A 17,911-nucleotide genomic window follows, 5' to 3' on the forward strand; every position below is an offset into this window, starting at 1 on the left:
TCATCCCTTCAGGAGTTGGCCGCCGTCGACCGGGAGGATGGTGCCGGTGATGTGCCGGGCATCCGCCGAGGCGAGCAGCAGGATCTGCGGGACCAGGTCGGCCGGGGTGGCGATCCGGCCGAGCGGGATCCGCTCGGTCCAGAACGCCAGCGCCTCGGGCGGCGCGGCCGAGAAGTTGGTCATCGGGGTGTCGACCGGGCCGGGGGCCACCGCGTTGACCCGGATGCCGTGCTCGGCCAGCTCCAGCGCCGCGGAGCGGATGAGCGCGTTCATGCCCGCCTTGGTGGCCTCGTAGTGCCCGAGGCCGGGGGTGGGCGAGAACGCGCCCGCGGAGCTGATGTGCACCATCGCGCCCTTGGTGCCCGCGGCGATCATCGCGTTCGCGACGGCCTGGGTGATCAGGAACGTGCCGCGGAAGTTGACCCGGCTGACCGTGTCGAACACCTCCACCGGCAGCCCGTTGAGCGGGCCGCCGCCACCGACGATCCCGGCGGTGTGCACCAGGACCCCGATGGGGCCCAAGGCGTCCGTGGCGGTCTTGACCGCGGCCGCCACGCTGTCGGCGTCGCCGACGTCGAGGCCGACCGCCAGCCCGCCGATCTTGTCCGCGTGCGCCTTGGCCGCCTCCTCGTTGAGGTCGGCGACCGCGACCTTGGCGCCCCGCTCGGCCAGGGCGGTGGCCACGGCGCCGCCGATGCCACCCGCCCCGCCGGTCACGAAGGCGACGACGCCGTCGAAGGAGCCCACCGCGGTCACACCGCTTCCGCGATGATCACGCGCGGCGAACCGGGCAGCGGACGGGTCTCGACCCAGCGCCAGCCGGTGGCCTCGAGCCAGCCCTTGACCTCGTCCTCGGGGTAGACCACGGTGCCGTCGATGACCAGGTACTCGCCGGCGAGCACCGCGTCGAGGCGGCGGCCGTCGGAGGCGTCGAGCAGGAAGTCGAGCACCAGCAGCGCGGCGCCGACGTCGACGGCCTCGCGCGCCCGGGTCAAGATGGTCTTGTTCTCCTCCGGGGTGAAGCGGTGCAGCACGTGCTCGAGCAGCACCGAGTCGTAGTGCCCGGGGACCGCGGTGGTCAGCGGGTCGGCCTCGTGGAACTCGACGAAGTCGCCGAAGCCCGCGGGGGCGCCGCCCTTGGCCATCTGCAGCATCATGTCGGTGCTGACGAACGCGCCGCGCAGCTTGGGGTTGCGCTTGTGCGCCTCGTCCAGGAACGCCGTCGACAGGCCCGCGAGGTCGAGCAGGTTCTCGTGCTGGGTGAAGTCGTAGTTCTCGGCCAGCATCAGCGCGTGCAGCGAGTTGTAGGTCTGCACACCGCCCATGAAGACCTCCATCCGCTCGCCGCCCATGTCGAACGGCGCGGGCTCGGCGGTGCGCATGGACTCGGTGTAGGAGAGCCAGTGCGGGTAGCTCAGGCCGTCCCAGAAGCCCAGCCACGGGCGCAGGTCCAGGCCCTCGCCACCGGCGAGGTAGGCCGCGGTGGCCTCGGTGTTGGTGTACTGGCCCTCGGCGTAGGACAGCAGCTCCAGGCCGACCATGGCGTCGGCCAGGATGCGCACCGAGCGCTCGGGCGCGCCCGTGGTGGCGGCGATCTGCGCCGTGGTGGCCGAGCCGGTGCCGATGGCGGCGAACAGACCCAGCTCGCTCGCGGCGAACAGCTGCTTGGCCGCCATGAAGCCGCTCGCGACAGCCGCGAGTCGGCTCGGGTCGGCGGCGGGGGTGGTGGTCATGCGGATATCTCCTCAAGATCGAGTGCTGGGTTGACGACGGCCTTGACGGCCGCCATGGAGGCCATGTCCTTGATGGCCTGGTCCGCGCCCGCCAGGCCGACCGGTTCGCCGAACATGGCGTCCCAGTCGAAGCGGTGGGCGAAGGAGTTCAGGAAGCGCAGCGAGCGGTCCAGGTCGGACACGTCGCCGTTGAGCGAGCCGATGACCTGGATCTCGCGCATCATCACCACGTCCATCGGCACCGGCAGCGCCCGCGGGCCCGCCAGTCCGACCACGACGTGCTTGCCGCGGTGCCCGCACATCAGCACGCCCTCGCGGTTGGCCGAGGGCGAGCCCGCGAAGTCGAACACCAGGTCGGCGCCGCGGGCCTCAGTCAGCTCCTCGACCCGGGCCACCCGCTCGTCCGGGTCGGGGACCTCCTCGACCGCGATGGTGACGTCCGCGCCGAACTTGGCGGCCACGGCGAGCCGGTTGTCCGGCCCGCCGATGGTGATCACCTGGCCCGCGCCGGAGGCCCGGGCGAACGCGGTGCCCACCAGGCCGAGCGGGCCCGCGCCCTGGATGACCACAGTGGACTCCGGGCGCACGCCGCCCGCGTTGGCGAACGCGCGCAGCACGGTCTTGACCGCGCAGCCCGCCGAGGCGGCCCAGGTGTCGGGCATCTCCTCGGGCACCACCAGCCGGTGCGCGCCCGGGGGCAGGTAGGTGTACTGCGAGAGGCCGCCGATGACGAACGGCCACTTGTCCGCGCGCTGGCGGAACCCGTAGCCGCGGTTGACGCAGAGCACCGGCACGCGCAGCACCGTGCAGGGGTGGCAGCGCCCGCAGACCGACTCCGACCACACCAGCTTGGTCCCGACCACCACCGGCCGCCCCAGCGCGTCCTGCTCGGCGTACGGGCCGAGCGCGACGACCTCGCCGACCATCTCGTGGCCCAGCACCATCGGCAGCCCGACGAAGGGCATGACGCCCTGCCACAGGTGCGCGTCGGTGCCGCACAGGGTCGTGCGGGTCACCCGGACCAGCGCCGAACCCGGCGGCAGGTCCGCGGGCAGCGGCAGCTCCTCGATCTCCAGCGGTGCGCCGAACTCGCGCAGCACCGCGGCCATCGTCGTCTTGGGGCGCATGCGGACTCCTCTCGAGCGTGTTGGCCGGTGCCTCATCAGTCCACAGTGGACGGTGTGGTCCGGCGGCGGACCTAGGAGGGCTCGTCCCAGCGGTCCCCGCGCCGGGTCCAGACCAGCACGACCAGGATCACCACGAACGGCAGCACACCGCGGTACTGCTGGAAGGACTGCCAGGTGCTGGCCAGGCCCTGCAGCACGCCGAGGGCGAGGCCGCCGACCAGGGTGACCGGGAAGCTGCGGAACCCGCCGATGAGCACCGCGGCCAGCGCCGGGGTGATCAGCGCGGCCTGCGAGCCGAAGTCGCTGGCCAGCTGCGGGGCGATGATCATGATGGCCAGCGCGCTGGCCGCGCCCGCGATCGCCCAGACCACCATGGACAGCCGCGGCACCCGGATGCCGATCAGCTCGGCGGTGGTCGGCCGCTCGGCCTGGGCGCGCAGCAGCAGGCCGATCCTGGTGCGGCGCAGCAGGACCGCCGGGGCGATGGCGAACAGCACGGCCAGCACCATGGTGACGATGGCGGTCCAGGTGACCACCACGCCGCCCGCGGTGAACGCGGGCGAGTCGAACGGGCTGGGGAAGCGGTGCGGGTGCTGCGCCCCGAACAGGCGCAGCCCCACCGCGGCCAGGCCGGTGTAGATCGCGATGGTGACCGCGGCCTTCACGCCCTCGCCGGACTCCGAGAACCAGCGGACCATGATCGCGCCGAGACCGCAGTGCAGCAGCGCGCCGACGGCCATGCCCGCGGGCACCGCGAGGATCAGCGGCAGGCCCTCCTCGTAGAGGACGACCATGGAGAACGCGCCGAACGCGCCGACGGCGGCCTGGGCGAAGTTCACCACCGACACCAGGCGGTAGGTCAGCAGCGTGGACAGCCCCATCAGGGCGTAGGCCCCGCCGGTGACCAGTCCCGCGATGGCCGCGGACAGTTGGAGCACGACAGCCTCCGGATCAGGAGTTTCTCAGCTCTGGCGGGGGAATCAGGAGGACGGGACGGTGATGAAGTCGCCGATCGGGTTCCACTTGGAGTCCTTGAGCTCCACGATCTTGGAAGCCTGGTTCGGCGCGTGCCGGTCGCCGGGGCCGAAGAGGAACGGGCTGCCCACCATCGGGTTGCTGATCGGCTGCATGGTCTTGAGCGCCTGGTTCACCGAGTCCCGGGTGATGTCGCCCTTGATGCCCTTGAGCACCTGCACCATGAACGTCGCGGCCAGGAAGCCGCCCTGGGAGAACGCGCTGGCCGGGGCGCCCGCGCGGGTGACCGCGTCCTTCCACGGCGCGTTGGCCGGGCTGTCGGCGGTGAACGGCTCGAACTCGCTGCCCGCGTAGATCTTCAGCCCGAGGCCGCCGACGGCCTTGGCGACGCTGTCGGTGTAGGCCGGGGCCAGCAGCAGGAAGTCCACATCGGACATGCCCTGGGTCTGGGCCGCCTTGAGGAAGGGCACCACGAGCTGCTCGCTCGGGTTGAACATGATCGCGTCGCAGCCCGCCTGCTTGGCCTTGAGCAGGTACGGGGTCAGGTCACCGCTCTGCTGGACGGTCATGTCGTTGACCGCGAGCTGCTTGCCGGTGATCTTCGTCCACTGCTCGAGGGCGTTCTTGACCGCGTCCTCGGAGCCGGGCAGCACGACGGTGAAGTTGCAGAGCTTGTCGTCCTTGAGCGTCTGCGAGGCGTAGAGCAGCTCGGCGGTCATCAGGGTGAACGGGCCGACGTTGACCGGCGCGATGTTCGGGCTCTGGAAGCACTTGGGGGTGGCCGCGACGGCCATGATCGAGCTGATCTTCTGCTGCCGGTAGAAGGCGTCGTTGACGTCGCAGTCGGTGAAGCTGGCCGAGCCGGTCATCGCCACCACGTCGGCGTCGGCGAGCTCGCGCGCCACCTGGGCGGTGCGCTGCGGGTTGCCCGCGTCGTCCTTGACGATGTAGTCGATCTTCTTGCCGTTGATCCCGCCCTGGTCGTTGACGTCGTCGAAGACGCGCTTGGCGGTCTTGATGACGTCATCGGTGATAAAGGCGCCGGTGAGGCCCGCGATGGCCCCGATCTTGATCTCGCCGCTGTCCGAGCTGCCGCAGCCCGCGAGGACGGTGGTGGCCAACAGGGCGGCTGTGGCCACCCCGCCTATCTTGGTGATCGCTCGCATGTGTCTCTCCTGGGACGGGAAGTGGCTCGGAAGGCGTCGGTGGGGCGGGCGGACGTGGGCGGCCAGCGGGCTCAGCGCGTGCTGTCGCCGAGGTAGGCGGCGATGACGGCGGGGTCGGAGAGCACCTGCTCCGGCGGCCCGGAGGCGATCACGCTGCCGAAGTCGAGCACCACGATCTGGTCGCAGACGGCCCTGACCAGCTCGATGTCGTGCTCCACCAGCAGCAGCGAGGTGTCGAACCGCTCCGGGATCTCGGCGAGCCGGTCGACCAGCAGCCGGGTCTCGTCACTGGAGTGGCCCGCGGCGGGCTCGTCGAGCAGCAGGACCCGCGGCCGCCCGACGGCCAGGCCCGCGACCTCGAGCAGGCGCCGGGTGGCCACGTCCACGACCTCAACCGGGGTGTCCGCGGGCGGGCAGCCGAACAGCGCGAGCTGCTCGTCGATCGCCTGCCTCGTCAGCGTCGCACCCGCGGCGACCTGCAGGAACATCCCGACCGAGATCGAGGTGGGCACGCGCAGCTGCTGGAAGCTGCGGCGCACGCCCGCCCGGGCCCGGCGGTGCGCGGAGAGGTCGTCGACCGGCTTGCCGTCGAGCAGCACCTGGCCGGTGTAGCGGCCGGTGAACCCGGTGACGGTGTTGATCAGCGTCGACTTGCCCGCGCCGTTGGGGCCGACCAGGCCGACGACCTGCCCGCGCGGGAGCACCAGGTTGACGTCGTTGACCGCGACCAGGTTGCCGAAGGTGACCCGCAGGTCGCGCACCTCCAGCGCGGGGGCGCCCCGGCGGACGATCCGGGCGGGGCGCTGCCGGGGGAAGACCTGGACCGGGGGCGCCTGGATCGGCGGCAGCGGGTTGCGCTCGGCCCGCTTGCGGCGGCGCTGGGTGCGCAGCAGGTCGGTCTGGCTCATGCCCAGCCGCAGCACCTGGATCGCGCCGACGCCGAAGAGCAGCGAGGCGAGGTCCTGCGGGATGCCGATCGCGTCCATCAGCACCGGGACGAAGGCGCCCATCACCCCGCCCGCGATCGCGCCCTCGATGTTGTTGGTGCCCACGAACAGCGCGATGGCGAACATCGCGACCGAGGCGAAGGAGGAGAAGTTGCCCGCGGTGACGATGCCCAGCTGGCCCGCCATCAGACCGCCGCCGACGCCCGCGACGAACGCGCTGAGCGCGAACGCGGCCAGCTTGCCCTTGGTCACGCTGATGCCGTGCGCGGCCGCGGCCCGCTCGGAGTGCCGGATCTCCACCAGCGCGCCGCCCAGCCTGCTGCGGTCGAGGAAGTAGAGGCCGACGAAGATCACCGCGACGACGATGGCGGTGAAGACGAAGTAGGCGGCGTCGGTGTCGAACAGCTCCGGCCTGCGGACGAAGTTGTAGTCGTTCTGGCCGGGGAAGCTCAGCCCGCCGAAGACGACGTCGAGCGCGATGGCGAAGGCGAAGGTGGCCACCGCCAGGTTCACCCCGCGCAGGCGCAGCGCGGGCAGGCCGATGAGCAGACCGGCCAGCACCGCGACCAGCCCGCCGAGCAGCAGCCACACGTACAGGCCGCCGGGCACCTCGTGCACGTTGGCCCAGCCGACCGTCCACGCGCCGATGGCGGCGAAGGAGAGCTGGCACAGCGAGATGACCCCGGCCCGACCGGTGATCAGGCCGTAGCTCTGCATGAACACGACCGCCACGGCCGCGGCGGTGAGGTTGAACAGCATCGAGCTGCTCGACACCGACGAGAGCACGATGACCACCACCGCGGCGGCGATCAGGGTCAGCGGCAGCGGCTTGCCCAGCGGGCCCGCGGCGGCCAGGAGCCCACCGCGCTGTCCGGGCTTGCGCAAAGTCTCCACTTTCTTCGACTCCAGTCGCCGTCAGTTGTGGGTGTCGCCGAGGTAGAGCGCCCGCAGCAGCGACTCGTCGGCCAGCAGGGCTGCCCCGTCGCCCGCGAAGACCATCTCGCCCTTGGCCATGACGTAGGCGCGGTCGGAGATCCCGAGCGCGAGGGTGGCGAACTGCTCGACCAGCAGCACGCCGACGCCGGTGTCGGCGAGCCTGCGCACCGCGCGCGCCAGCCGCTCCACCACGATCGGGGCCAGGCCCAGCGACATCTCGTCGATGAGCAGCACCCGGGGCTCGCCCAGCAGCGCCCGGCCGACCACGAGCATCTGCTGCTCACCGCCGGAGAGCAGGCCCGCGGGCGCGGCGATCTGCTTGCGCAGCTCGGGGAACAGGTCCAGCACCGCGTCGATGGAGCCACCGGGGCGGCAGGCCGCGCGCAGGTTGTCCTCAGTGGACATGTCGCGGAACACGGTGCGGTTCTGCTCGACGTGAGCGAGCCCGGCGCGCGCCCGGCGCCAGGCCCGCAGCCTCTCGATCCGCGCACCCCCGAGGGTGATGGACCCGCCCGAGACCGGGATGGCGCCGGAGACGCCCTCCAGCAGGGTGGTCTTGCCCGCGCCGTTGGCGCCGAGCAGGACGGTCACCTCGCCCTCGGCGACCGAGACCGTAGCGCCGCGCACGATCGGGAGACCGGATCGCTCGACGCTGACGTCCTCAATGGACAGAACACTCACGGGTGAACACCATCCTTGGGATAACGGGGGGTGGCGGTGTGTCGAACAGCGTGCGCCTGTGCTCTGGGCCACGGTGTCCGTAGAAATACCGAAATACGGTGGGACGGCTGGACAAGATCCGCACGGCCGTACCCGGACACACGAGATACCCGCCCTGAAATGTCCAGGGCGGGTATCATTCTCGTCGCTATTTCGCTAGCTCGGCAACTTATACCCGGTTGTCAGTGATTGCACGCGCACTGACCCGGCGGGCAGTGTGCGCGGGAAGCGGTTCCGTCGGGCAGGTCCAGCGCCGGGTTGCGGTCGCAGAACCCGTGCGGGCGGAGCATGAATCCGCTGTAGTCGACCGGCATGACCGGCCAGTCCTCCGGCCTGGGCACGTGCGTCGGGCCGAATACGTGCCAGAGGACGAGGTCCTCCTCGGTCAGTTCCCGATCGGCCCTCGTCCAGACCGCCAAACCGTCGTTGCCGGGGTTCTGGTTCGGGTAGTCGCCCGCCGGGAAGCGCTCGGCGTCGTCGTGCCGGGTCACCCACAGGTGCTTGGTGGCGAAGGCCGCACGGGTGGCCACGGTGGCCTCCGGCTGGGCCAGCAGGGTGGGGCCGGGGTTCGGCACCAGCTGGTAGGCGCGCGGCTTGCCGAGCCGGTTGCGGCTGTCCTCGTTGCGGATGAGCCAGGACCGCCCGCGCGCCGGGTCGGCCAGCCGCTGGGCCTGCGACTCCCTGGTCAGCGGGGTGACGGTGGTGGTGAAGGCGTTGCCGTAGGGGTTGTCCGGACCGATCGGGATCCCGACCACGTCGACCTCGTCGACGGTGTTGCGCTCGCCCGCGACCTCCATGTCCAGCCGGGCGCAGAACAGGTGCTGGTGCACCGGGGCCATCAGGCCCGGGGCGATCTCCGCGGCGTACGGCGAGACCGTGCCCGGCTCGGCGGACCCGCAGAACACGATCCCGGTGGCCTTGGCCTCCAGCTGGATCGTGCCGTCGAGGTAGAAGTACCAGAAGAAGCCGTAGTCGTAGTTCCCGATCGTGGCGAAGAACGAGACCACCAGCCGCCGGGAACGCCGGACCTCGGTGGCGCCGGTGAGGATGTTGGTGTGTTTCCAGAGGATTCCGTAGTCCTCCTCGTGCATGCAGATCGCCTGCGGGATCGTGACCGGGTTCGAGTGGTCGTCGGCGACGACGGCGTCGAAGTAATGGATCACGCCGAGGCAGTCGCAGCCTAGTTTCAGCGAGTTCGCGTTCTTGCCGAGCAGGTACTCGCCCGCGTCGAAGTAGCTGATCCAATAGCGCCACGGCGCCGGGTCGCCGTAGGGCACGACCATCTCCGCCATCGACGCGCGGTTGATGACCGGCCGGTGCTCGCCGCTGTTCTCGGCGAACTCGACCCGGTGCAGCGTCAGGCCCTCGCGGGCGTTGAAACCGACCCGGAAGCGCCAGTTCTCCCAGGTCACCTCGTTGCCCTCGACGGTGAAGCTGACCCCGTCGGGCTGGGTGATCTCGATCGGCTTGAGCGTGGTGCGGGCGGGGCCGACGTGCTCGGCGTCGAAGTTGCCGTGCTCGTGCGGGACCGGGACGTCGCCCTCGTCGACCACCGAGATGACCTCACCGGAGATGAGGTCCACCTTGGCCAGCAGCCCCTCGACCGGGTGCGCCCACGGGCTGTCCTCCACGTGGTCGCGCAGGAACGTCAACGCCCGGAGAACGCGGCGGCCGCGTTCCTCGGGGTGGTCGAAGAAACCGGGCGAGAGCGGCGCGACGAAGGCGAGGGAGAAGTCCTCGACGCCGCGGCGGCGCAGGGCGGCCTGCCAGCGCGGGTCGGCGCGCACCAGGTCGGCGCTGCGGTCGTACTCCTCGAACAGCACGGCGGGCTGCCCGGTGCCGGGCGCCAGCTCGCGCCAGTCCACGAGCGCACCGGCGACCAGGTCGACGACGGCCTCGGCGGCGGCACCGGTGGCCGTGTCGAGCAGGACGGCCTGCGCGCGGCGGCTGATGAGCGCGCCGTCGGTGAAGGCGCGCACCTCCGACTTCGGCGGCTCCAGCAGCAGCACGCTGGGAAACCGCGTGCTCTCCCCTACCCGACCGGCCTCGACGAGCACCGCGCGCACGCGCGCGATCTCCTCGCCGGAGAGCGGGTCGAGAGGATGCCGGACCAGGGGTGTCGTCGCCGTCATTCCGCGAGTATCGGCCGACCGGCGCGCGGGGTCTTGCCCTGCGACGTACAGCGGTTGACCGGCAGGGAACGGCCCGACACGGCGGCGACCGTGCTCGACCAGGCAACCCGGGCTGCGCGCTGACATCAGCCAACTGCCCGTGGATCACTCTTCCGGGTGGTTATCCTCAGGCGCCGTGCTGCCTGCCGTCACCGAGATCACCGACCATTACCTGCGCGTGGCCGACGAGGTCGCCCCCGGCCTGGTCACCGGCCTGCACCTGACCGGCTCGGTGGCGCTGGGAGCGTGGCGACCACCGCACAGCGACATCGACGCGGTCGTGGTCACCAGCCGCCCCGCCGACGCGGTGGAGCTCGCGGCGGTGCACGCCCGGGTGCCCGCGCTCCTGGAGTGCGTCTACCTCGACGAGGAGACCTTCGCGACCCAGCCCGCGGATGGGCGAGTGGTCCCGTTCAGCGTCGACGGCAAGATCGTGACGGACCGGCCGTGCGGCAACCTGAACCCGGTGCAGTGGCTGACGCTGCGCCGCTACGGGATCGCGGTGCGGGGTGAACTGCCGGACTACCAGGTCTCACTGGCCGAGCTGTGGAACTACAACCTGGTGAACCTGCGGGAGTACTGGGCACCCCTGGCCGAACGCGCCCGACGCACCTGGCCCGCCGACGGCGACGCGATCGCCTGGCTGGTGCAGGGACCGGCACGGCTGCACTACACGCGGGCGAAGTCCGACGTGATCTCCAAAGCGGCGGCGGGACGGTACCTGGCAGCGCTGTTCCCGCAGTGGGCGGCGTTGGCCGAGCGGGTGGAGCGGTTTCGGGAGAACCAGGTGGAAATGTTCACCGAGCGTGACCTGGACGCCGCTGCTGATTCGGTCGAGGCCATGGTCGAGGACGCCTGGGCGCAGTGGGGCCGCTAGACGCCCGGGCCGCTAGACGCCCGGGCCGCTAGATGACTGGGTGCGGTGGGCCCGCTGGTGGATGACCCCGATGACGTGCCCGGACAAAAGCGGTGGTGCTCGATTGGGTGGACTGCCTTCGCGCGGGGCCCCTAGAGCACCGCGGTGGGGAAAAAGCGTGGGGTGAAGGGCATCCCCACACACGGCCAGTTTAGCGGTGCTCTCCCCCCACACGAAGGCAGTCCACCCAATCGAGCACATCCGTAGCGGGGCCGCCGGTCCCAGCGGGCATGGGCTCAGGGAGTGAAAGAATTCGTTGGTGTGGCCTGGATTGGTCAGTGTTTAGCGCGTGAGCCCAGGTAGGTGGCCAGCGGCGTGATCAGAGGGCGTGCGCCAAGGGCCGCAGCTCGCTCACACAGAGTCGCCACCCGGTCCGGCTTGCCCGCTCGTTCCCACAACCGGGTCTCGGCCAGGGCCAAACCCGCCGGCTTGCCGCGGCGGACCACCGTTCCCTCCCCCGCGCCGTACACGCACGCGGCCGGGAATCGCCAGGCCAATGTCTCCAACTGGGCCCGCGCGTCGGCTGCTGGGGTCACCGACGGGTCCACCACCAAGGTGTACTCAGCCGCCGGCCGTCCGACCTCGCGCAGCCGGGACGCCCGGGCCCACCCTGTGGTCGATCGCAGTTTCCCGGCCGCGAGTACCGCCGCGAAGCCGGGTAGGTGCGGCCAGAGCCCAGGTCTGCGGGCCACCACTCGCAGGTTCCCAGTCCGATCGACCGACGGTGAGGTCTCCAGTGCCGCGTTCCCGGACCTCCACCGTCGCACAACATCCACCAGCTCGCGTCCCTCTGGCAACACCAGCAAGAACGCTCCCTCCCGCACCACCACGCGTTCGTCCGGGGCGAACAGCGTCCGGACGAAGGCGTCGTCGGCGACGATCGGGGGGAACTCCGACCAGCGCTCCCGGCCGGCCGCGGACACCGCGTAGCAGCCCGCGCCGATCACGTCGCCCTCGACGCCGGGCAGTCGTGTCCACACGGCCGCGAAGTCCCGGCCCAGGCGTCCGGTCGGGCGGACCAGGAGTGGGCGCGGCGCGGCCAGCAGCGGGCGCGGGGTGTCCAGCACTCGGGCCAGGGCCTCGGTGGTGCCGGGGGTCAGGACGGTGTCGGCGTCCAGGAAGACGACCGCGGCACCGTCCCGGCACCGGCTCAGGCCCGTGTTCAGCGCCGCCGCTTTGCCCCGCGCGGCCGTCTCCACGACCTCCGCGCCCGCCTCGGCGGCTCGCTCGGCGGTGTCGTCGGAACAGCCGTCGGCCACCACGACCACTCGCACGCCGGGTGCGGACACCGACCGCAGGCAAGCGCCGATCAGCGCGCCCTCGTCGCGTGCGGGGACGACCACGTCGATCACCGGCGCCACCGGTCGGCCACGGCGGCCGCCGCGTGCACGGCCAGGAACACCGTCGCCGCGGCCGGGCTGCGCAGCAACGCGCCGATGACGCCGCGGTGGCGGGCGGCGCCGTCGCCGTGGGCCATGTTCAGGCCGTCGAGCTCGTCGTTGCCGCGCTGGTAGCGCAACCGGGCCCGCACCAGTTCCCGGGCGCCCTGCGGGACGATCACCTCGTAGGACGCCGACACGACCGCCCGCTCCGACGGCGCGAAGTGCCAGCGCACCCACTTGTCGTCCGACCGGACGCGCGCGAACCGCCCCCAGCGCGTGCGGCCGCTCGCCGAGACCGCGTACGCGCCCATGGTCACCGGCGACTGCCGCACGTACGGAAGGCTCCGCCAGGCCCGGAAGTAGGCCCGCGACACCCGGCTCCCGGTCGAGATCCGGACGGCGGGCACCGCGAAGTGCACGCCGCCACCGGGGGCCAGCGCCTCGGCCAGCCGGGTCAGGCCGTCCGGGGAGAGCACCGCGTCCTGGTCGAGGTAGAGCCGGGGCCCCGGGGGCAGCACGGCCTCGGCGGCGTCGATCGCGGCCACCCGCCCGGGCTCGGAAGTCAGGACGGTGCAAGCGATCCCGGCCGAACGGAGTCTCGGCGCCAGCCGTTCGGCCGCGGCGGTGGTGCTCGCCTCGCCGTCGTTGACCGCCACCACGACGTGCACCTCGCCGGAGTAGGTCTGCGCCACGAGCGAGTCCACGCTGCGCCCCAACACATCCGCGCCCCGGTAGGTCGGGATCACCACGCCGAACACCGGACCGGACCGCATCGGCCGCGGTGCCAGCGCGGGCCAGTGGCGTGCCAGCAAACCACCGGACATGGCCATGTTCCGCGGCCGGGGTAGACCACCCGGCAGATCACGCCGCGACACCGCGCGCAGCGACGGCTCGACCCCGAGTCCGGCGGCGATCCGCACGACCATGTCCCGCGCGGTCAGCACCTCGGGGCCCGCGACGTGCACCAGTCCACGTACCCGCCGCTCCCCCAGACCGACCACGACCCGAGCGGCGTCGACGAGCGAGACCGGCGTGCGGTACTCGTCGACGCACACCGGAACCTCGTCACCCGCCCGCAGCGCGGCTTCGATCCGCGTCCACGTGGTCTGCCTGGGGCACAACGGAAGGCCGTAGAGCAACGAGAGCCGCACGACCAACCCGACGCCGCGCACCGCGCGCTCCCCGTCGAGCTTGCTCGCGGCGTAGGCGGTCAGCCGCGACGGTGTATCGGTCTCCAGGTAGCGCCGTCCCGCGACGCCGTCCCAGATGAAGTCGCTGGACGGGTAGAGCAACCACGCATCGGACTCGCGCGCGTAGTCCGCGAGCTGACGGGTCACACCGGCGTTGAGCGCCCAACCGGCGAACGGCTCACTAGCGACCCGCGCGGGCGAGGACATCCCGCCAAGGTGCGCGATGTGCGTCGGCCGGTAGCGGCGCAACACGGCGTCGAGGTCCTGACCGCGGCGCAGGTCGAGGGCGACGACAGAGGCGTGGTCCCCCGGGCAGTCGCGATGACCGATCCCGAGCACCGGCACCCCGCGACGGGCCAGCTCCGCGGTCACGTGCGCGCCCAGCTGCCCGCAGCAGCCAGTCACCAACCACCGCTCCGATAAACCGGACACCGCGATCTCCCCCCGGCAATTCCGCCACCCACGGGAAGATCGTCAGCACCCCCCGGGCCGATACTGCGCCGAACGGGTCGACCTTGCCGCAACCGCGCCGGGCGGCCGGGTATTCCGGCTGTCCCACATCCCGGAAACCGCTGGTCGGGACCGACCTCGCGGGTAGCGTCACAGGGGTTGGACCAGGGAAAAGGGGAAGGGGAACCCATGTCGACTCCACTGTCTATTTTGGACCTAGCAGTGGTCGCCGAAGGCCGCTCACCCGCTGACGCGCTGCGCGAGAGCGTCGACCTGGCCCGACAGGCCGAGCAGTTCGGCTACCACCGCTTCTGGGTCGCCGAGCACCACCTGGCCTCCGGCGTCGCGTCGTCGTCCCCCGCCGTCCTGATCACCCTGATCGCCGACGCCACCGAGCGGATCCGGGTCGGCTCAGGCGCGGTGCTGCTGGGCTACTACGCCCCGCTGTCGGTCGCCGAGCAGTTCGGCACCATCGCGCTGGCCCACCCCGGCCGGGTCGACCTGGGCCTGGGCCGCTCCGGCCTGGTCAAGGCCAAGGACCTGGTCAAGCGCTTCGCCGCGCCGAGCGCACCACCGGAACCGTCGAGGGTGGTCGACGGCCTGCTGATCCCCGGCACCGCCAAGTCCGCCTTCGGCCAGCCCGAGACCCTGGCCCGCCTGGAGGCGGGCCAACGCCTGCTGGGCGCCCGCGAGGACTCCGGCGGCGACTACACCGGGCAGGTGCGCCAGATCCTCGACTTCCTCACCACCGGCCACACCAACGCCGAGGGCACCGAGTTCCACGCACCGACCGCGGAGGGCGCCGACGCCCAGGTGTGGGTCCTGGGCTCCAGCGCGGGCCCCAGCGCCAAGGCGGCGGGCGAGCTCGGCCTGCCCTTCACCGCCAACTACCACGTGAGCCCCTCCACGGTCCTGGAAGCGGTGGGCGCCTACCGCGAGGCATTCGTCCCCTCGGCGAACCTGGCCCACCCGCACGTGATGGTCTCGGCCGACGTGGTGGTCGCCGAAGACTCCGCCACCGCGAAGGAACTCGCCTCCCCCTACGCCAGGTGGGTCCTCAGCATCCGCGCGGGCGACGGCGCCATCCCCTTCCTCACCCCCGAGGAGGCGGCGGAGTTCCCCTGGACCGACGACCAACGCGCCCTCGTGGCCGACCGGGTGGCAACCCAGTTCGTGGGCACCGCGCAAGAGGTCACCGAGCAGCTGCACATCCTCCGCAAGGCGACTCAGGCGGACGAGATCATGGTCACCACGGTCACCCACGCCCACGCCGACCGGGTCCGCTCCTTCGAGCTGCTGGCCAAGGAATGGCAGTGACCATCCACTAAGGACTTTCGGTTGGTCGCTTTGGTATGGCTCATGTCCGGGTGGGCTGCTCGATCGGGTGGAGTGGCTTGCGTTGGGGTTGGGTTGGCGGGGTGGGCTCGATTGGGTGGAGTGGCTTTGTTCGGGGCCCCTAAGAAAAGAGGCGCCGGGGTGAAGCGGGTGGGAAAGGGATCACCCACGCCGAAGCCAGGCTAGCGCCTCTTTTCTCCCCGAACAAAGCCACTCCACCCAATCGAGCAGGACCGCCGGCCGGGTGCGGTTTCGTTGTGGTGCAATCGGTTCCCTGTGACCGGTGGTCGATGGTCGATGGTCGATGGTCGATGGTCTTAGCGTCCGGTGACCCAGCCAGCCCCAGCAACCAGCGTCAAGCCGCCAGGGCCACAACCCCAGCGCCCTCAACCACAATCGCCGTGGCGTTGTCCGCACTCCCAGTGGCCCGAACCAAAGCAGCGGCCGGGTCTCCCGCGTACCGCAGGATGTTCGCCAGTTGCGCCAACGGCACCGACACCCCGTCGCTGGCCAGCACCAAGCTCGCCACCGAGGGCACCGACACCACTCCGACCCCGGCGCGCTCGACCGCCCGAGCGCTCGCGGTCACCACGTGCTCCAAGCGCGGCCCCACCACCACCCCGCGGTCGCGGAAGTACTGCGCCACAGTCTGATCCACCGTCACCTGCCGCACCTCGGCCCCGTTCCAGGCGTAGGCGCGGGCATCGCCGACCCAGGCCACCTCGTACCCGTCGTCCACCGGTACCGCCACCACCAGCACGCAGTCCCCGGCGGGCAGCGCGCGCAACGCCACGCCCGCGGCCAGTACCGCGGCCACCGCGCCACCGCCTGCGGACACCGCGGCCGAGGCCGCCACCCGGGCGGCGGTGGCCGCCACCTCGTTGTCGCCGATCCCGTCGGCCAACGCGAAGACCAAGTCCCCCGAGGCCGACCGCGCCGACGCCACCGCGTCCGCGTTCACCCGTCGCCCGCCCTGTGCCCCCGCCACTCGCCACGTCCGCATGACCCGCTCCCTCCGACACCACCCAGCCTCGGCCGAGACCCTGTGGAAACGCTGTGCGGGTGCTGACCGGACCCTGTGGGATCAAACAGCCAGCGGGAGCTCCACCCGGACGGTCGTGCCGCCCTGGCGCGCGGGCCGGAGGTAGACCGCCCCACCGTGCCGCTCGGCGATGGCCCGGGCGAGCGCGAGACCCAGCCCGGACCCGATCAGCGGGTCGCCCTCCCGGTCCCCGCGCGGCACCGTGGTGAACAGCCTGCCCGCGTCGACGGTGAGCGGGCACTCGTCGGTCACCTCCAGCACCCAGCCCTCGGGCTCGCGCGCCGAGCACACCCGGACCGTGGCCGAGGGCGGCGAGCTGCCGATCGCGGCGGCCAGCACGTGGTGCACCATCCTGGCCAGCAGCTCGCGGTCGCCGGGCACGACGGTGACCGCACCGGGCTGCTGGTGCACCACCAGCACCGAGCGGGTCGAGGCGTGCGCGGCCAGCGCCGCCACCTGGGCGCCGACCAGCGGCTCCAGCCGGGTCGGCACGATCTCCAGTTCCCGGCTGCGCGACTCGACGGCGGCCAGGAACAGCAGCGTCTCCACCAGCTCGGCCAGCCTGGTCACGTTGCGCTCGACCGCCTGGGCCAGCAAGCCGTCGCCGCCGTCGGTGAGCATCGGGGTGAGCGTGGTCAGGGTGGTCAGCGGGGTGCGCAGCTCGTGCGAGACGGTGGCGATGAACTCGGTCTTGAGCGCCGCCAGCCTGGACAGCTCGTCGTTGCGCGCGACCAGCGCCCGCTGCAGCTCCACCTGCTCGGTGACGTCGCGCAGCACCCACAGCTGGCCGAGCCGCCGGTCGTCGAGGACCACCGGCACGAAGTCGACCTCGACGACCCGGTGGGCGCCGAGCGCGACCTCCGCGCCGTGCACCTCGACCCCGTCGGCCAGGCACCGCCTGCCCAGCTCATCGATCTCGCGGTAGTGCTCGGCAGGCATGCCGCGCAGCCCGCGCAGCTCCTCGGCACCCAGTCCGGCCAGCTCGGCGGGCGGTTTGCGTAGGTCGAGCAGGGTGGCCGCGGTCGAGTTGGCGATCAGCACGGTGCGGTCGGCGTCCTGCAGCAGCACGCCCACGTGCAGCGCGCCGACCAGCGCGTCCAGCCGGGCGGCGGTGAGCGCCAGGGTGTACTCGGTGTCGTGCAGGGCGGTGACGTCGCTGCTGAAGGTGATCAGCCCGCCGATGGCGGGGTCGTCCACCCGGTCCAGCACGATCACGTCCATCACGATCCAGCCGCCGTCGTCGCGGCGCACCCGGACGGTGTTGCGGATCTGGCCGCCGGGGTCGCGCTCGTGCAGCGTGGCCAGCGACTCGGCCAGCGCGCCCTGGTCGCCGGGGTGCACCAGCGCGGTGATCGCCGAGATCTGGGTCTGGCCGTAGGCCACCCGGGTGCCGTCGGGCCACTCGACCACGTTGGTCCACAGCAGCAGCCCGTCCGGGCTGAACAGGGCGATGAAGGTCGGCATCTGCGCGATCAGGGCGTCGCGGAAGTCGACGCCCGCCGGGGCGACGGCCTCAAGGGTGGCCGCGACGGTGTCCGCCAGCGGGGCCAGCCGGGGGTCGGCCGGGCCCGAGCAGCTCAGCGAGAGGGTCTGCCCCGAGGCCATCGGCACGACCACCTCGGCGCCCGGCACCGGGTCGCCGACCACCGCGTCGAGCACCCCCGGCAGCGCCCGCAGCAGGCCGGTGGCGACCGGGGTCGCCTGGCCGGCGCGGTCGGCCCTGGTGATCGCGCGCACCGCCGCGGCGTGGTTCCACGGGCGGTCCGCAGAGGTGTGCGGCATGTGGCCTCCTGAGTCGTGATCCAGTGTCCCCGGCACCGG

Annotated in this window: 14 protein-coding genes; 2 read left to right on the top strand and 12 right to left on the bottom strand. The window is 71.9% G+C overall.

From position 1 onward, the window contains the following. From QSK30_RS24530 to QSK30_RS24565, 8 genes are all read right to left on the bottom strand, one after another. The gene (locus tag QSK30_RS24530) at window positions 1-756 is read right to left on the bottom strand and encodes an SDR family NAD(P)-dependent oxidoreductase (RefSeq protein WP_285506162.1); all 756 of its coding nucleotides are present in this window, start codon (window positions 754-756) and stop codon (window positions 1-3) included. After that, window positions 753-1,733 carry a methyltransferase gene (locus tag QSK30_RS24535; protein ID WP_285506164.1) on the bottom strand — a complete coding sequence of 327 codons (981 nt, stop codon included), beginning with the start codon at window positions 1,731-1,733 and terminating at the stop codon, window positions 753-755. Before QSK30_RS24535 ends, QSK30_RS24530 begins: the two co-directional genes overlap by 4 nt. Beyond that, window positions 1,730-2,860 (bottom strand): zinc-binding dehydrogenase, encoded by a 1,131-nt coding sequence (locus QSK30_RS24540; protein ID WP_285506167.1) that lies wholly within the window; start codon window positions 2,858-2,860, stop codon window positions 1,730-1,732. Before QSK30_RS24540 ends, QSK30_RS24535 begins: the two co-directional genes overlap by 4 nt. A 71-nt stretch (window positions 2,861-2,931) precedes the next feature. Beyond that, window positions 2,932-3,798 (bottom strand): branched-chain amino acid ABC transporter permease, encoded by an 867-nt coding sequence (locus QSK30_RS24545; protein ID WP_285506169.1) that lies wholly within the window; start codon window positions 3,796-3,798, stop codon window positions 2,932-2,934. 42 nt (window positions 3,799-3,840) lie between these two features. After that, on the bottom strand, window positions 3,841-5,001 hold the full coding sequence (locus QSK30_RS24550; protein WP_285506171.1) for an ABC transporter substrate-binding protein: 1,161 nt from the start codon (window positions 4,999-5,001) through the stop codon (window positions 3,841-3,843). A 71-nt stretch (window positions 5,002-5,072) separates the two neighbouring features. Next, window positions 5,073-6,833: a branched-chain amino acid ABC transporter ATP-binding protein/permease gene (locus tag QSK30_RS24555; protein WP_502871880.1), complete on the bottom strand. Its 1,761-nt coding sequence runs from the start codon at window positions 6,831-6,833 to the stop codon at window positions 5,073-5,075. 30 nt (window positions 6,834-6,863) lie between these two features. Next, window positions 6,864-7,565 carry an ABC transporter ATP-binding protein gene (locus QSK30_RS24560; RefSeq protein WP_285506175.1) on the bottom strand — a complete coding sequence of 234 codons (702 nt, stop codon included), beginning with the start codon at window positions 7,563-7,565 and terminating at the stop codon, window positions 6,864-6,866. A 221-nt stretch (window positions 7,566-7,786) separates the two neighbouring features. Then, window positions 7,787-9,736 (bottom strand): primary-amine oxidase, encoded by a 1,950-nt coding sequence (locus QSK30_RS24565; protein WP_285506177.1) that lies wholly within the window; start codon window positions 9,734-9,736, stop codon window positions 7,787-7,789. 175 nt (window positions 9,737-9,911) lie between these two features. Between QSK30_RS24565 and QSK30_RS24570 the strand changes: the two genes are divergently transcribed. Next, a complete protein-coding gene (locus QSK30_RS24570; protein WP_285506178.1) occupies window positions 9,912-10,652 on the top strand; it encodes a nucleotidyltransferase domain-containing protein in 741 nt (246 codons plus the stop codon). A gap of 314 nt (window positions 10,653-10,966) precedes the next feature. Here the strand turns inward: QSK30_RS24570 and QSK30_RS24575 are convergent, their stop codons facing one another. Together QSK30_RS24575 and QSK30_RS24580 are read right to left on the bottom strand one after the other, a co-directional pair. Then, window positions 10,967-12,043, bottom strand: coding sequence for a glycosyltransferase family 2 protein (locus tag QSK30_RS24575; protein WP_285506179.1), 1,077 nt, complete (start codon window positions 12,041-12,043; stop codon window positions 10,967-10,969). Then, window positions 12,040-13,695 carry a sugar nucleotide-binding protein gene (locus QSK30_RS24580; RefSeq protein WP_285506180.1) on the bottom strand — a complete coding sequence of 552 codons (1,656 nt, stop codon included), beginning with the start codon at window positions 13,693-13,695 and terminating at the stop codon, window positions 12,040-12,042. The genes QSK30_RS24575 and QSK30_RS24580 overlap by 4 nt, the downstream gene beginning before the upstream one ends. A gap of 207 nt (window positions 13,696-13,902) precedes the next feature. On the opposite strand from QSK30_RS24580, the gene QSK30_RS24585 reads away from it, so the two are divergent. Then, entirely contained in the window at window positions 13,903-15,030 is a 1,128-nt protein-coding gene (locus QSK30_RS24585; RefSeq protein WP_285506182.1) for an MsnO8 family LLM class oxidoreductase, read from the top strand. 373 nt (window positions 15,031-15,403) lie between these two features. On the opposite strand, the gene QSK30_RS24590 is transcribed toward QSK30_RS24585, so the two are convergent. Together QSK30_RS24590 and QSK30_RS24595 are read right to left on the bottom strand one after the other, a co-directional pair. Next, entirely contained in the window at window positions 15,404-16,051 is a 648-nt protein-coding gene (locus QSK30_RS24590; RefSeq protein ID WP_285506184.1) for a serine/threonine protein phosphatase, read from the bottom strand. Between the two features lie 81 nt (window positions 16,052-16,132). Continuing rightward, window positions 16,133-17,872, bottom strand: a complete 1,740-nt coding sequence (locus tag QSK30_RS24595; RefSeq protein WP_285506186.1) for a sensor histidine kinase — start codon at window positions 17,870-17,872, stop codon at window positions 16,133-16,135. Between the last annotated feature and the right edge of the window lie 39 nt (window positions 17,873-17,911).

Source organism: Actinokineospora sp. NBRC 105648 (assembly GCF_030269645.1).
GTDB lineage: Bacteria > Actinomycetota > Actinomycetes > Mycobacteriales > Pseudonocardiaceae > Actinokineospora.